At 75.8% G+C, this 14,202-nt stretch carries 14 protein-coding genes; 6 read left to right on the plus strand and 8 right to left on the minus strand.

The features are described from left to right. From ACR9E3_RS16060 to ACR9E3_RS16085, 6 genes are all read left to right on the plus strand, one after another. Nucleotides 1–937: ABC transporter permease (locus tag ACR9E3_RS16060; RefSeq protein WP_460381297.1), on the plus strand; the 937-nt coding region annotated here is incomplete at its 5' end. 93 nt (nt 938–1,030) lie between these two features. Beyond that, complete coding sequence (locus ACR9E3_RS16065) at nt 1,031–1,417, plus strand: hypothetical protein (protein WP_460381298.1); 387 nt, start codon at nt 1,031–1,033, stop codon at nt 1,415–1,417. Between the two features lie 68 nt (nt 1,418–1,485). After that, complete coding sequence (locus tag ACR9E3_RS16070) at nt 1,486–1,974, plus strand: DUF4190 domain-containing protein (RefSeq protein ID WP_460381299.1); 489 nt, start codon at nt 1,486–1,488, stop codon at nt 1,972–1,974. Between the two features lie 82 nt (nt 1,975–2,056). Next, the gene (locus ACR9E3_RS16075; RefSeq protein WP_460381300.1) at nt 2,057–2,737 is read left to right on the plus strand and encodes a TetR/AcrR family transcriptional regulator; all 681 of its coding nucleotides are present in this window, start codon (nt 2,057–2,059) and stop codon (nt 2,735–2,737) included. Next, nucleotides 2,734–4,251: a carboxypeptidase regulatory-like domain-containing protein gene (locus ACR9E3_RS16080; protein ID WP_460381301.1), complete on the plus strand. Its 1,518-nt coding sequence runs from the start codon at nt 2,734–2,736 to the stop codon at nt 4,249–4,251. The genes ACR9E3_RS16075 and ACR9E3_RS16080 overlap by 4 nt, the downstream gene beginning before the upstream one ends. A gap of 20 nt (nt 4,252–4,271) precedes the next feature. Further along, on the plus strand, nt 4,272–4,856 hold the full coding sequence (locus tag ACR9E3_RS16085; protein WP_460381302.1) for an ASCH domain-containing protein: 585 nt from the start codon (nt 4,272–4,274) through the stop codon (nt 4,854–4,856). A gap of 192 nt (nt 4,857–5,048) precedes the next feature. On the opposite strand, the gene ACR9E3_RS16090 is transcribed toward ACR9E3_RS16085, so the two are convergent. Genes ACR9E3_RS16090 through ACR9E3_RS16125 form a run of 8 tightly spaced genes read right to left on the minus strand, consistent with a single transcriptional unit; the run spans nt 5,049 to nt 14,194 of the window. Then, the gene (locus ACR9E3_RS16090) at nt 5,049–6,380 is read right to left on the minus strand and encodes an erythromycin esterase family protein (protein ID WP_460381303.1); all 1,332 of its coding nucleotides are present in this window, start codon (nt 6,378–6,380) and stop codon (nt 5,049–5,051) included. Between the two features lie 21 nt (nt 6,381–6,401). Next, complete coding sequence (locus ACR9E3_RS16095) at nt 6,402–7,583, minus strand: glycosyltransferase family 4 protein (RefSeq protein ID WP_460381304.1); 1,182 nt, start codon at nt 7,581–7,583, stop codon at nt 6,402–6,404. Nucleotides 7,584–7,585: 2 nt separating this feature from the next. Further along, nucleotides 7,586–8,965 carry a hypothetical protein gene (locus tag ACR9E3_RS16100; protein ID WP_460381305.1) on the minus strand — a complete coding sequence of 460 codons (1,380 nt, stop codon included), beginning with the start codon at nt 8,963–8,965 and terminating at the stop codon, nt 7,586–7,588. Continuing rightward, entirely contained in the window at nt 8,962–10,602 is a 1,641-nt protein-coding gene (locus ACR9E3_RS16105) for a tyrosine-protein kinase domain-containing protein (protein ID WP_460381306.1), read from the minus strand. The genes ACR9E3_RS16100 and ACR9E3_RS16105 overlap by 4 nt, the downstream gene beginning before the upstream one ends. Nucleotides 10,603–10,651: 49 nt before the next feature. Next, nucleotides 10,652–11,407 carry a hypothetical protein gene (locus ACR9E3_RS16110; RefSeq protein ID WP_460381307.1) on the minus strand — a complete coding sequence of 252 codons (756 nt, stop codon included), beginning with the start codon at nt 11,405–11,407 and terminating at the stop codon, nt 10,652–10,654. Next, nucleotides 11,404–12,729 (minus strand): MATE family efflux transporter, encoded by a 1,326-nt coding sequence (locus ACR9E3_RS16115; protein WP_460381308.1) that lies wholly within the window; start codon nt 12,727–12,729, stop codon nt 11,404–11,406. The genes ACR9E3_RS16110 and ACR9E3_RS16115 overlap by 4 nt, the downstream gene beginning before the upstream one ends. Beyond that, nucleotides 12,726–13,415, minus strand: coding sequence for an acyltransferase (locus ACR9E3_RS16120; protein ID WP_460381309.1), 690 nt, complete (start codon nt 13,413–13,415; stop codon nt 12,726–12,728). The genes ACR9E3_RS16115 and ACR9E3_RS16120 overlap by 4 nt, the downstream gene beginning before the upstream one ends. Continuing rightward, the gene (locus ACR9E3_RS16125; RefSeq protein WP_460381310.1) at nt 13,412–14,194 is read right to left on the minus strand and encodes a methyltransferase domain-containing protein; all 783 of its coding nucleotides are present in this window, start codon (nt 14,192–14,194) and stop codon (nt 13,412–13,414) included. Before ACR9E3_RS16125 ends, ACR9E3_RS16120 begins: the two co-directional genes overlap by 4 nt. Nucleotides 14,195–14,202 lie beyond the last annotated feature (8 nt).

Raw genomic sequence — 14,202 nt, forward strand, 5'->3', positions numbered from 1 at the left:
GCCCCAGTGGGCGCGCTACGTCGGCGCGCCCGACGCGCACCGCAGGCGTCCCGTCCCGACCGCGCCGAACCAGGCGCCGCGCCAGCAGCCGGTGCTGTCGCAGTTCGCGGTGCTGTGCCGGCGCTACCTCGCCGTGGTCCTGGCCGACCGCCAGTACACGATCTTCATGGCGGCGCTGCCGCTGCTGCTGGCCGTGCTCACCCACGCCCTGCCCGGCGACACCGGGCTGTCCCAGGCCGCGCAGGCACGCGGCACACCCGGCTCGCCGAACAGCCTGCTGCTGGTGTTCGTCGTCGGCGCCGCGCTGATGGGGTCCGCGGCGTCGATCCGCGAGGTCGTGAAGGAACGCGAGATCTACCGCCGCGAGCGGGCGATCGGGCTCTCGCGCGGGGCCTACCTCTTCTCCAAGCTCAGCGTGCTGATCGCGATCACCGGCGTGCAGGCCGTGCTGCTCGGCGTGCTGGGGATGCTCGGCCGGCCCGCACCCGACGAGGCGGTGCTGCTGGGCTCGGGCACCCTCGAGATCGTCGTCGCACTGGTCGGCGTCGCCGTCGCGAGCATGGCCCTGGGGCTCGCGGTGTCCGCGGCCATCACCAACGCCGACCGCGGCATGCCCCTGCTCGTGCTGCTCGCGATGCTGCAGTTCATCCTGTCCAGCGCCCTGCTGCAGATCCAGGGCAGCCCCGTCCTCGCGCAGCTGTCGTGGCTGGTCCCGGCCCGGTGGGGGTTCGCGCTCGGCGCGTCGACCATCGGTCTGCCGAGCGGCCCTGGCCTGCCGACGCCCTACCGCGAGCACGACCCGCTGTGGGACCACGACGCCGCCACCTGGCTGCTCGACCTCGGCGCCCTCGTCGCCCTGCTGGTGCTCTTCGCGGTGGCGACCTCGGTGCTGCTGCGCCGCGTCGAGCCCATCCGTCGCCGCCGCCGCGCGAGGTAGGGGCGCTGCCAGGGTTCCCTCAGGAACATCCGCGGTCCCCCGCGCCGTCACAGGGTCGTCCGCACCGACCACTCCGGCGAGGGAGACCCCGAGATGACCAGCCCCGGCACCTACACCACCAGCGACGGCGCGACGTTCGGCGCCGACGGCGGACTCCTCGCGGAGCCGGCGGGGACGCCGACCATGACCTCGTTCGACGAGGACCGCGACGGCTACTACGAGACCTCGGCCACCGACGCCGACGGCGACGGGTACGCCGAGACGGCGTCGGCCGACCGGAACCACGACGGCTTCGACGAGTACGCCGTCTCCGACCACGACCACGACGGCAAGGTCGACGAGGTCGTCCTCGACACCGACGCGGACGGCTACGGCGACGCCGCGGTCACCGACGGCGCGCCCTACGGCGACCACGGCCCGGTCGCGGTCGCGGACACCGACGGCGACACCTACGCCGACATCGTCATCCCGATCCCCTGACGCGCACCCGGTGCTTCGTCGCACCGGGAATCGCCCGAAACCACCGACCCGACCTCTAGGATCCACTCGTGAGCTCGCCGTGGGAACCGCCGCGTGATCCGCAGTACCCGCAGCCCTACGGCTCGACGGAGGGCCCGGGCGGCGGACTGACGCCCTACTCCGACCCGTACGGTCCGTCGCCGTACGGCGCGCCGTACCAGCAGCCCTACGGCGCGCCGTACGAGCAGGCCTACGGCTCCGGCCCGTCCTCGCCGATGCCGTACTCCGGGTCGCCCGCCGCGCCGGGCCCCTACGGTGCCTACGGCTACCAGCCCGGTCCGCCCGCGTCCGGGCTCGCCATCGCCGCGCTCGTCTGCGGCATCCTCGGCTTCTTCACCGCCGGCATCACCTCGATCCCCGCGGTCATCTGCGGGCACCTCGCCTGGCCGGACACGAGCAACGGGCACTACACGGGCCACGGCATGACGATCGCCGGGCTCGTCCTCGGCTACATCCCGATCGTCGGTTGGATCGTGTTCTGGCTGTTCATCGTCGTCCTCGGCGCCGCCAGCGTCTGAGCGGGCCTGAGAGGTCCTCCACAGGGACGGTTGGCCGCGCGCGGGACCGGTTACCGTAGCTGAAGGTTCAGCGACTGCAGAGTTGCGGACACCGAAGCGAGTTCCCTCCGCGAGCCAGGAGGTCCTCCTGACCACGAGCGACACCCCGGCTCCCGCGCGCACCGGGCTGCGGGAGCGCAAGAAGGCCGCGACGCGCGAGGCGCTGCGGGCGGCAGCCGTGCGGCTCGGGCGCGAGCGCGGCCCGGACGGCGTCACCGTCGAAGCCGTCTGCGCCGAGGTCGACGTCTCGCCCCGCACGTTCTTCAACCACTTCGCGAGCAAGGACGACGCCTTCTTCGGGACGGGACCCGAGGCGGCCGGCGACCTCACCGCCGCCGTCGTCGCGCGCCCGGCCGGAGAGGAGCCGCTCGACGCCGTGGCCGCGGCCCTCGGCGACCTCCTCGACACCGCCACCGGTTCCGGGATCTGGCACGAGCAGCTCCTGCTGCTGCGCGAGCACCCCGAGCTCCTCGGGCGGATGCACGCCGCCACCCGGGAGACCGAGGCCGCGCTCGCCGCGGGCGTCGCCGGCCGGACCGGGCGCACCGCGGCCGACCCGTACGTGCTCACCGTCGCGGCGGCCGCCATGACCGCGATGCGGGTGGGCGTGGGTCTCTGGCTCGACGCACCCGGCGGCACGGCGCGCGACCGCCTCGGCGAGGTGGTCGCCCTCCTGCGCGACGGCCTGACCCCGCCCGACGACCCCGGAACCGGGAGCCGATGACCACCGCGAGCCCACCCCGTCAGCAGCAGGACGACCCCGGGACCGTCGAGGAGCCGGCCGCGTCCGGGCCTCCGGAGATGTCGCCGGAGATGAAGCGCAGCAACGTGCGGTTCGCCCTCGCGCTCCCGCTCTTCTTCATGATCATGTTCCCGCTGTGCTACATCACGGCCCTGCACCTGCCGGTGCCGCACGACCTCCCGGTCGCCGTGGTCGGCGCCGGAGCGGCGTCGTTCATCGCCGCGGCGGGCCCGGCGCTGGCCGGGAAGTTCACGCTCGTCGCGGTCGACACGCCGCAGCACGCCACCGACATGATCTTCCAGCAGACGGTGAAGGCGGCCTACGTCCCCGCACCGGCGGGCCAGCCCGCGCACATGCTCGTCGCGGGCGCCGACGGCCGGGTCATGACCCAGCTCGTCCCGACGGTCTTCCAGCCCTTCGCCACCGCGGCCGGCAACCCCGGCGCGATCCAGACCGTCGACGTCGCCCCGCTGGCCCCCGGCGACGGCAACGGCATCGGGCTGATGTTCTTCATGCTGATCGTCTGCATCGTCGGCTTCATGACCGCGAACATCCTCGGCAACGCGGCCTTCTTCCTGCCGATGCGCGTGCGGGTCGCGATCAGCGCCGGGATCGCCGTGCTCACCCCGATCGTGCTCTACCTGTTCATGGGCGCGTGGCTGCAGATCCTCCAGGGCAGCGTCGGGCAGATCGTCGCGGTGATCGCCCTGGGGGCGGTGACGTCGTTCGCGGTGGGGCTGACGACGACGGCGGTCGTCGCGTTCATCGGCAAGTGGGCGCTCTTCCCCTGCATGCTGGTCTTCGTCTTCCTCAACATCCCGTCGTCGAACTCGGCCTACCCCGCCGAGATCGTGCCGCCGTTCTTCGGCTGGATCTCCGACTGGCACCTCGGCGCCGCGTTCGTCGACGCCGTGCGCTCGATCCTCTACCTCGACGGCGCCGGGCTCGGGAGCCATCTGCTCGTCGTCGGGCTGTGGCTGCTCGCGGCGGTCGTGCTGATCACCGTCGCCGCCCTGCGCGCCCGGGCCGCGGCGCCGGCGTCCGCCGAGCAGGAGGACGAGAACGCCGACGACACCGGTGACGCCCATGGCCCCGGGTACGCCGACGCCGCGGCGGCCGGCGCGGGACCGGAGCGCGTGCTGCTCGGGCGGGTGCACGACCACCACGGCACCCCGCTGCCCGGTGCCGTCGTCACGCTCGTGGACACCCGCGGCGCCCAGACCGGGCGGACGAGCACGTCGCCCGAGGGCGACTTCCGCATCGACGACCTGCCGACCGGCGCCTACACGCTGATCGCCGCGGCGCCCGGGCACGAGCCGGCCGCGCGGGCGACGGTCGTCGACCACCACGCGCCCGCGTCGGCGCCGGGGGGCGGCTCAGCGGCCGACCTGGGCTCGATCCGTCTCGTGGCGCACGACGACGAGTACCGCCACCGCACGTCGGTCGCCACCGACGGCACGGTGCCGCCGTCGGGCGGTGCCTACGGTGGGGCCTGACGTCGTGGGAGCCTGACCGCGTGCTGTTCGCGCTGCGCTTCGCCGAGCCGATCGCGCGCGGCGAGGTCGACCTGACGTTCCGGCGCTGGCGCCGCGCCCAGGTCCGGCCGGGCCGGCCCTACCGGACGCCGGTGGGCCGGCTGCAGGTCGACGAGGTCGACGTCGTCGAGCCCGGCGACCTCGCCCCCGACGACGCCCGCCGCGCCGGCTTCGCCTCGGTGGACGCGGTGCTCGCCGAGGCGGACCGGCACGCGGCGCCCGACGCGGTCCTGTTCCGCGTGCGCTTCCACCCGCTCGACGAACCCGACCCGCGCGCCGAGCTCGCCGCGGCCGTACCCGGTGGCGACGACCTCGCCGCGGTGTGCCGGCGGCTCGACGCGATGGACGCGCGCAGCGGGCACGGGCCCTGGGCCTGGTCGACGCTCGCGACGATCGGCGCGCGTCCGGGGGTGCGCGCGCCCGACCTCGCGGCGTCGTTCGGTCGCGAGACCGCCCCGTTCAAGGCCGACGTCCGCCGGCTCAAGGCGCTGGGGCTGACCTACTCGCTGCCGGTCGGCTACGAGCTCTCGCCGCGCGGCCGGGCGGTGCTCGCCGCGCGGGCGTGACGGCTCTGCCGTGACGGCTCTGGCGTGACGGTTCTGGCGTCACAGATCTGGCCTGACGGAGCCCGACCCCGTCACCCCGGTGCTCTCCAGACTGATCTCTCGAGAGTGTCAGGAGTGCCGCGCGCTGGTGACACCCCCGAGAGATCGTTCTGGAGAGGTGCCCGGTGACGACCCGGTCGCCCGGGAGCGCGCTCAGCGCACCCAGCACGGGTGCACGGTGCGCACCACGGCGAACCCGTCCATCTCGCTCCCCGGCACGCAGGGCACGAGCGCCTTCGCGGGCGCGGCGGGCGAGACCTCGTCCCCGACCGAGCGCCGCGACGCCGTCGCCCCGGCCCAGGCGGTGACCGCGGCGGGGGTGCCGGCGTCGCCGAGAGCACCGAGGTCGAGGGCGAGGTCGGGGGCGGCGCCGGGCGAGGCGGACGCGGCAGACCCGGACGCGGCGAGCAGGTCGGCCTCGAGGGCACCAGCCGGCGGGGCGGGGAGTCGGTGCACGGAGGGGGTGCGGGCACGTCCGCTGAACCGGCGCCGGCGGACCGCGCGCGTCCGGCCCTCCCCCGCCGAGAACACCAGGGCGCGGTAGCGGTCGCCGAAGCGCTCCCGCAGGTGCGCGCCGAGCGTCGGGGCCTCCCCACCGGGCCCGCCCGACCCGTCCCGCACGACGACGTGGTCGGCGTGCGCCCACAGCACGACGCGTTCGTCGGGTCCGCCCGCGGCGAGCGCCTCGACCACGGCGTCGGCCATGAGCCGACCCGCCACCGCGTCGGCCTCGGCCGGCGGGGTGGCCGCGAGCTCGGCGGCCCGGGCGAGGTATCCGGCGTGCCGCACGGCCTCGTCGTGCTGGCGCGCGGAGGTCGCGGCGATCAGCGCCGGGACGTCCCGCCCGAGCCGCTCCTGGACCCGGTCGACCGCGCGGCGGGTGGCCTCGTCGCCGTGCCCGAGCGTGAGATCGGCGAGGCCGTCGCGCACCGAGGGCAGCACGTCCGGGGCCGCGGTGCGCAGGAACCGGCCCACGACCTGGACGGCCGTGGCCGGGCGCCGCGGGTCGATGCCGACGACCCGCAGCGTCCCGCCGCCCGGTCGGCCGGCGAGGTCGCGGACGACGTCGAGCACCTCGCGGGTGTTCCAGCTCCAGGACCCGAGCGCCTCGAGCGCCGCGCCGGGTGCGCCCGCGCCGCCGCGCACGTGGTCGTCGACCAGCGACGCGCCCGACTCGCTCGCCTGCAGCGCGAGCGTGTGCACGCCGCCGTCCGCGACGAGGCCGTCGAGCACCCGGTGCGCCAGGCGCGGGAGCTCCCGCGTGCCCACCACGGCCGGCCCGAGCGCCACCACCCGCGCGCCCGACGCCGCCCGCACCCACGCGCCCACCCCGTCATCAGGTCGGTCGTCGGGGCGCTCGTCGGGCACCGGGGAGTCGTCGTCGGGCGTCTGCTCGACCAGCTCGTCCGGGGCCGCGAGCGGCCGGGCGTGCTCGGCGAGCCAGCGCGTCACCTCACCACCACTGCCACCGCTGCCGTCGGTCACGGCGAGCACCCTGGCAGGTCGTCACGCGGACAGCGGCAGCGCCTCCTCGACCGGCGCGGCGACCGTGCCGTCGTAGACGCGCGTGATCGCGTCGCACCAGGTCGGGGCCGTGAACCGCGCGCGGAAGGACGCGCTCGCCCGCCGGCGCAGCCCCGTCCCGGCGCCCGTGATCGCAGCGATCCCGGCCCGCAGCTCGCCGGTGGTCGGCGAGGCCGCGGTGACGACGCCGAGGTCGTGCGCGGCGACGTCGTCGGCGGCGCTGTTGCCGTCGACGGCGAGCACCGGCAGGCCCGCGGCCAGCGCCTCGAGATACACCGTCGGCAGGCCCTCGAACCACCGCGACGGGACGACGAGCCCCGCGTAACCGCCCATCGCGGCGCGCAGCGCGGCGTTGTCCCGACTGCCGAGCAGGCGCACGCCCGCCGGGGCGGCCGCCTCGATGTCGGCGCGCAGCTCGCCCTCGCCCACGATGTCCAGCCCGACCTCGGCCGGCCACGAGCGCACCAGCTCGAGCACGCCCTTCTCCGGCGTCAGGCGGGCGATGCAGAGCCAGCGCTCACCGTCCCGACCGCCCGCGCCGACGGTCGGGACGGGCGGCACGTCGGCCACGAGGTTCGGCACGACGTGCAGGCGCTCGGCGGGGACACCGGCGTCGCGGTAGGTCCGCCGGGCCCGCTCGGAGAGGACGACGATCTGGTCGGCGCGGGCGAGCAGCGGGTCGCCGACGGCGCCGTGGCGGCTCCGCCAGGCCAGCGGCAGCGAGGCCACGCGCGAGCCGTGGAAGCAGCCGTGCCGGACGGCCGCCCACCGGTCGCCGGACGGGCAGGCCGTGCACGCGGCGCCGTCGCGGAAGAGGTAGCCGTTCGCGCACATGGGCCGGAAGTTGTGCAGCGTGGCCACGATCCGGCCGGGCCAGTCGCGCAGCCAGGCGGTCCCGAAGTTCGGGAACAGGTTGTGCACGTGGACCACGTCGGGGCTGAACGCGGCGAGCTCGGCGGTCGGGTCGGGCCCGACACCGGTGGCCGTCGTGAGGGCGGCCTCGACGGGGTACGACGCGCGCCGCAGCCGGTCGTCGGTGTGGCGGGCGACGAGCGCGACCTCGTGGCCGGCGGCGCGCAGCGCCTCGACCTGGGCGAGCACGACCTGGTTCTCCCCGCTCGGCACGCGGCTCGAGTAGAAGCTGTGGACGACGGCGATGCGCATGGTCAGACCTTTCCGGCGTGCGGGAGTCGCGGGGAGAGGGCCCGGAGGGCGTCGACGGCCCGCAGGGCGAGGAGCACGGCGGCGGAGTAGATGAGCATCCGCACGCCGGAGCGCAGGTTGTACTGGAGCATGAGGATCGTGAAGACCAGTGGCAGCGCGGTGAGCACCAGCGCGACGCCGCGGCGCCCGGCGTCCAGCAGGGCCCCGATGCGCTGGTCGAGGGTCCCGAGGAACAGCCCGACCACGAACCAGAAGCCGACCAGGACACCCCAGCCGTAGTTGGCGAGCTCGCCGGCGCCGGAGAACGGCGTGTACAGGTTGATCCGCAGGGAGTCGGAGACGTCGTACCAGCCGATCATGTTCCCGGGCAGCGGGTTGACCTGCAGGAAGAAGTAGTCCAGCGGCAGCGGCGCGACCTGGAAGGCCGTGGCGCCGACCAGCGGGAACGAGATCAGCAGGTTGTCGGCCGCACCGCCGAGGACGTCGTTCTGCTCGACGATGTCGGGCAGCGCCTGGAGGTAGGGGATGAGTCCGTGCGCCCCGATGCCGCGGACGTAGAGCGGGATGGGCAGGAGCACGAGGGCGGCGACGACGGCCGCGCCGAGCCCGATCCGCGTCGCCCGCGACGGCCGGGCGACGTGCGCGCCGACGGCCATGAGCAGCGGCAGCAGCGCGAGGCGGCGGCTGCCGAGCGCGAAGAACAGCACGAGGTAGCCGGCGGCGAGCGCGATCGGGAGCAGGAGCCGCGGTCCCTGCTCGGCACCGAGCACGAGCCCGCAGCCGACGGCTCCCGCGAGCCCGAGCATCGAGATGATGCCGCCCGCGGAGCCGGCGTCCCCGATGAGGTAAGTGCTGCGCTCGAGCAGCTCGGGGCCCTGGACGACCACCGTGGCGACGAGCGGCAGCGCGGCGACCGCGAGCACGACCGACCGTGTCGCGGGGTCGCCGCTGAACGCGCCGGTGTCGGGCAGCAGGGCGGCCCGCTGCTCGCGGCGGTCGCGCGCCGCCCGCGCGCCCAGGGCGGTGAGCACGACCGCCCCGCCGATCAGGAGCGTCGTCGCCGACACCGCGAGCAGCAGCGCGGTCTTCAGCGTCTCGGTGTCGTTCAGCGAGAGGTGCGCGCTGACGCCGCCGTCGTCGCCGACGCTGCGCCCGAAGGCCGCGCCGAAGCCCGCCGTCACGAGCAGGGCGACCGCGACGAGCAGCAGCGGCGACACCCAGCCGTCGAGGAACCGGCGGCGCACGGCGACCGCGACCGCCAGCGGCGCGCCGATCAGCCCGACCCAGACGAGCGCGCTCCCGGCGTGCACCGCGAGCAGGGTCAGCGCGACGGTGAGGACGGCGCCGGCGCCGTACAGGGCGACCCGGGGCGAGGTCGTCACGACGTCTCCAGCGCGCGCGGCGTGGGCGCGGAGACCGACGGGCGCACGGACGAGAGGGCACCGGTCGCGCGGCTGCGCCAGGTGCCGGTGCTCTCCTTGCGGTGCGCGCCGCCGGTCCGGCGGGCGGGAGCCGGGTGGGCGTCGACCACCGGCTGGAGGCTGCGCGGCGGCGGCACCGGCGTGGCCGGCGTCTGGGCCGACCGCGGGGTGAGCGGCACGACCCGCGCCGTCGGGCTGGGCAGCGGCGCGGGCACCGGGGTGCCGGAGCCGCCCGACGAGCCACGACGCGTCCCGTCGGTCCCGTAGTAGCCGCCGTAGCCCTCGCCGCCGCTGCGGGGCACCTGGGTGAGGACCGTGCCGACGAGGTGCGCACCCGCGGTCTCGAGGGTGGCGACGCCCTGGCGCACGGCGCTCGTCGAGGTCGCGCCGTGGCGGGCCAGCAGCACCACCGCGTCGCACCGGTGGGAGAGCACGGCACCGTCGGTGACCGGCAGGAGGGGCGCCGAGTCGACGATCACCCAGTCGTAGCGGGCGCGGAGCTCGTCGAGGGTCGCGCCGAGGCGGCGGGACTCGAGCAGCTCGCTGGGGTTCGGCGGGACGGGACCGGCGACGACGACGTCCAGCCGCCCCGCCCGCTGGACCGCGTGGGCCACCGGGGTGCCGCCGCCGAGCACCGTGGTCAGCCCGACGGCGGGCTCGAGGCCGAAGGTCGCGGCCAGGACGGGGCGGCGCAGGTCGGCCTCGAGCAGCAGCACGCGGGCGCCGAGGTCGGCGAGGCTGAGGGCGACGTTCGCCGCGGTCGTGCTCTTGCCCTCGCCCGGCACGGCGCTCGTGATCATGACGACGGCGGCGCCGTCCTCGCGGTCGACGGTGACGAAGCCGAGGTTGCTGCGCAGCTTGCGGTACGCCTCGGACGCGCTCGACGCGGGCCGGTCGGTCACCGCGAGCGGGCGGGCACCGGTCTGCGGGTCGAGCTCCACCTGCCCGAGGTCCGGGACGCCGGCGAGCTCGGCCAGCGCGGCGGCGCTGGTCACCGTGGTGTCCATGGCCGCGCGGGCCACGGCCACCGCGGCGCCGACCAGCAGGCCGACGACCAGGCCGAGGGTGACGTCGAGGACCGGGCGCGGCGACACCGGCGTCGCGTCGGGCTGCGCGGGCAGGGCCGTGCGCACCGACACCACCGGCGCGGCACCGTTGTCGGCGGCCTGCTCCATCCCGGACACGACGCCGGACAGGACGTCGCCGTAGGTGGTGGCGATGAGCGCCGCGCGCTCCGGGGAGCGGTCGGTGGCGACGACGAGCAGCAGCGTCGTCTCGGGCTGGTTGGTGATGCTGACCGACGACGACAGCTGCTCGGCGGTGGCGCCGCCGCCGACGCGCTGGGCCACCTGCTCGGCGACGCGGTCGCTCGCGAGGATCTCGCGGTAGGACTTCACGCGCTCCTGGGAGAGCAGGCTGCCGTTGTAGGCGTTGGTCGCGTTGTCGGTGCCGGCACTCGCGACGTAGAGCGTCGCGGTCGACCGGTACTGGTGCGGGCTCAGCACGGCGACGGCGACGCCGACGAGGACCCCGATCAGGGCGAAGACCACCACGGTCGTCCAGCGCGACCGGATCGCGCGGAGGTGGCTGACGATCACGGGATGTCCTCTCGGGGTGCTCGGGTGGGTGTGCTCGGGTGGGAGCCGCTCACGCGGCCCAGGTCTCGTACAGGCGGACGGCCGCGCCGCCGGGGGCGTGGCGGTAGGACTCCCAGCAGGCGACGGAGGCCGGCAGGGTGGGGACGCGCGCGTCGCGGACGGTGGTGTGCCGACCGTCGGGCAGCGCGATCTCCGCGCGGTCGCCGGCGAGGGTGACGTCGAGCGTCAGCGCGGTGCCGTCGGTCGCCAGCGGCCGGTCGAAGGCGCCGGTGGCCAGCTCGACGAGCCGGCCGTCGACCGCGATCGAGTGGATCCAGCGCCGCGGGGTGACGACGAGGTGCACCGGCGCCTCGATGACCCCCGGTCCGTCCGGCGGCAGCCCGCCCCGCCAGGCGGCGAGGCAGAGCGAGCCGTCGTCGGACGTCCCCGGGCCGGGGACGAAGCCGAAGCGGGCCCCGAGCCGGTGCACGGCCGTGCCGAGGTCCTGGTTGACGTACGACGCCGCGCGCTGGTCGCCCAGCTGCGCGTCGAGGGCGCCGTCCCGGACCACCGGGCCGCCGAGCGGCCCGGAGCTCCGGAGGACGAACGGCACGCCCTCGTCCCCGCGCGCGGGCATCGGGCCGTCGGCGTGGTCGCGCCAGACGGTGCGCATCCGCGGCGCGGGCGGCGGCGTCGCCGGAGCCGACGTGTCGCCGCCGAGCGCACCGCCGAGCACCTCCACGGCGCCGTAGGCCACGGCGGCCCCGCCGAGGAGTACCGCGGCGCCCCCGCCGAGGAAGGCGCGCCGCGACAGCCGGGTGGTCACCGGACCACCTCGACCAGCTCGGGCCGGGTGACCGGGACGGCGGGGGCGGCAGGGACGGTGGGGACGGCGGGCGGGGCGGTGCCCCGGTGGCCGTCCCCGGCCCGGCGCCAGCACGGGGTGGCGATCACGAGCAGGACGTCGACGAGCAGCGCCGCGCCGGCCAGCCCCCACGCGAGGACGACGACGCCGCCGAAGCCCATCCCGGCCGAGGCCGCGCCGACCAGCACCGTGGACGCGAGCACCTGGAGCCCGAAGAGCGTGCGGGCCCGGTGGAAGCCGCGGAGCTGGGCGTGGAACGGCACCCCGAGCACGTAGAACGCCGACTGCAGCGCGATCGGCACGACGAGCGCCGAGAAGGACGTGTACTGCGGGAACAGCAGCGCCAGCAGGGTGTCGCGCAGCGGGATCACCGCCAGCACCAGCGCGGCCAGGGCCCCGGCGGCGAGCATCGCGAACCGCCGGGCGTGGCGGGCCGCCTCGACGTCCCGCCGCGCCACGGCTCCCGCGACCAGCGGGGTGGCGAGCACGAGCAGGGCCGCCGCGACGGTCGCCGCGGGCTGGAAGACCATGAGCTGCACGGCGCGCAGGCCCGCGGCGTCGCCCGGGGCGAGCAGCGTGCCGGCGAGCACCAGTACCGCGTAGATCTCGCACTGGCCGAGCACCGACGTCAGCACGAACCACCCGGACAGCGACCGGGTGCGCCGCGCCCACGCCCGCGGGCAGCACGGACGCAGGGAGGCGCCCCCGAGCGCGGCCGCGACGACGAGGCCGGCGAGCGCGCCGATCCCCCAGGCGGTGGCGATGCCCGCCACGGTGAACCCGGTCGTCGTCGCGAACAGCACGAGCGCGAGCACCTGGGCGCCGGCCCAGACGCCGTCCGAGGCCAGCGCGCGCCCGGGGCGGCCCTGGCTGAGGAAGGCGAAGCGGCTGGCGTCCTGCAGCAGGGCCACCGGCACCCATGGCGCGAGCCAGAGCAGCCCGGCCAGGGTGTCGTGACCGACCAGGCCGCCGCCGACGCAGACGACCGAGCCGAGCGCCCCGAGCAGGAGCGCCGCGCCGGCGGCCGAGCGGACGACGCCGACACGGTCGCCGTCCGCCACCGTCGGCAGGTAGGCCAGCAGGACCTCGCCGATCACCGCGCGCCCGAGGGCGAGCACCACGGTGACCACCGCGTACGACACGACGAAGGTCGCGAACTCCGTGGGTGCCAGCGCCCACGAGGCCACGAACGCCGTGAGGAAGTTGGTCCCCGAGCTGAGCAGCTGGTCCGTGACGCCCAGGACGGGCCGACGGCGCGAGGCGGTCCCCGACTCCGCGCTCACCGGATGTCCGCGACGGCGCGGTGGAAGAAGGCGAGCTGGGGCGACAGCGAGCGCTTGGCCACCGCGGGGACGCCCTCGTAGAGGGTGTGCTCCTCGGCGAGCGGGCCCTTCACGACCGAGCCGGCCGACACGACGGTGTTGTCCGGCACCACCGCGCCGGGCAGCAGCACCGAGCTCGTGGAGATCATCGCGTGGTCGCCGATGATCACCGGCTTCGCGACCTGCTTGAGCCGGACGATGTCGACGGTGTGCGTCATGACCTGCGAGCCGAAGCCCGCGAGCCCCGAGTAGCGGCCGATCTCGACGCGGTCGCAGCAGTCGACCATGTGCAGGCAGCTGATCAGCGCCGCGCGCTTCATGTGCAGCACCGGCCGGCGCAGCGGCTGATCGGCGAAGTAGTGCTTGTCGCGACGCACCGCGTTGACCCACACGAGCGGGCCGATGACGGCCTCCGCGTCGAGCGCGACCTCCTCGCAGCCGCGGATCACCGAGCAGCTGCCGATGGCGGCGTGCGGGCCCATGACGAGGCGGTCGACGTCGACGAGGCTGCGCCCGAGGCGGGCGGTCGGGTGGATGGTCGCGCCGAGCAGGCGGGTGTGCACCCACCGGCGGGCGCGGCCCGGGAGGACGATCGCCGCGCCGGCGGCGAGCAGGCGTGCCTTGCGGCTCCGGAGTCGGACGCTCATGCCGCCGCCCCCGTCCCGGCCGCCGCGGCGGTGACCATCCACGGCCGCGGCGCGGCGAGGTCCTTGCGGAGCGTGAAGCCGAAGATGTTCCCCTGGCGGCGGGCGACGCCGTTGAGGGTGAGGTTGACCGCGCCGACGAGCGCGGCGCGGTGCGCGCGCCCGCCGCCGCCGAGCACCTGGCGCATCCCCGGCGTGAGGGCGCGGTCGGTGCCGATGAGCCACCGTGCGTGGAACTCGACGGGGACCTCGCGGCCCGGGTCGAACGAGCGGACGGTCTTGGTGACCTCGCGGCGCGTCCAGCGGTAGACGTGGTTGGGCACCCCGGTGCCGTCGACCCCGCCGGTGGTGCCGCCGCCGTCGGCGACGGCCTCGAGCTCGTAGGAGTTCGCGAGGCCGAACCGGGCCGCGAAGCGCATCAGGGGCGAGTCCTGGTTCTCGACGGCCACGACGGTCTTCGCCGCGATCCGGTACATCTCGTGCAGCGCCTCGTGCGGCCGGCTGCAGTGGTGCAGGCCGGCGTGGCCGATGACGTGGTCGTAGCCGCGGTCGGGGACGTCCATCTGGTGGGCGTCGGCGGTGCGGGCCTCCGGCAGGCGGCTCGACGCCGACGTCGGCGCGAGGTTGGTGAACGTGACGCGGGTCAGGCCGAGACGCCGGGTGACGTCGCGGTCGAACTCCCCGGCGAACTGCACGAGGACGCGGTCGTGGCGGTGGATGACCTCGCGGTCCATGAGGTCGGCGAGGATCGCCTCGTAGGTGCCGGCGCCGTTCTCGGCCATGGCGGGTT

It is taken from the genome of Actinomycetospora sp. C-140 (assembly GCF_054796175.1).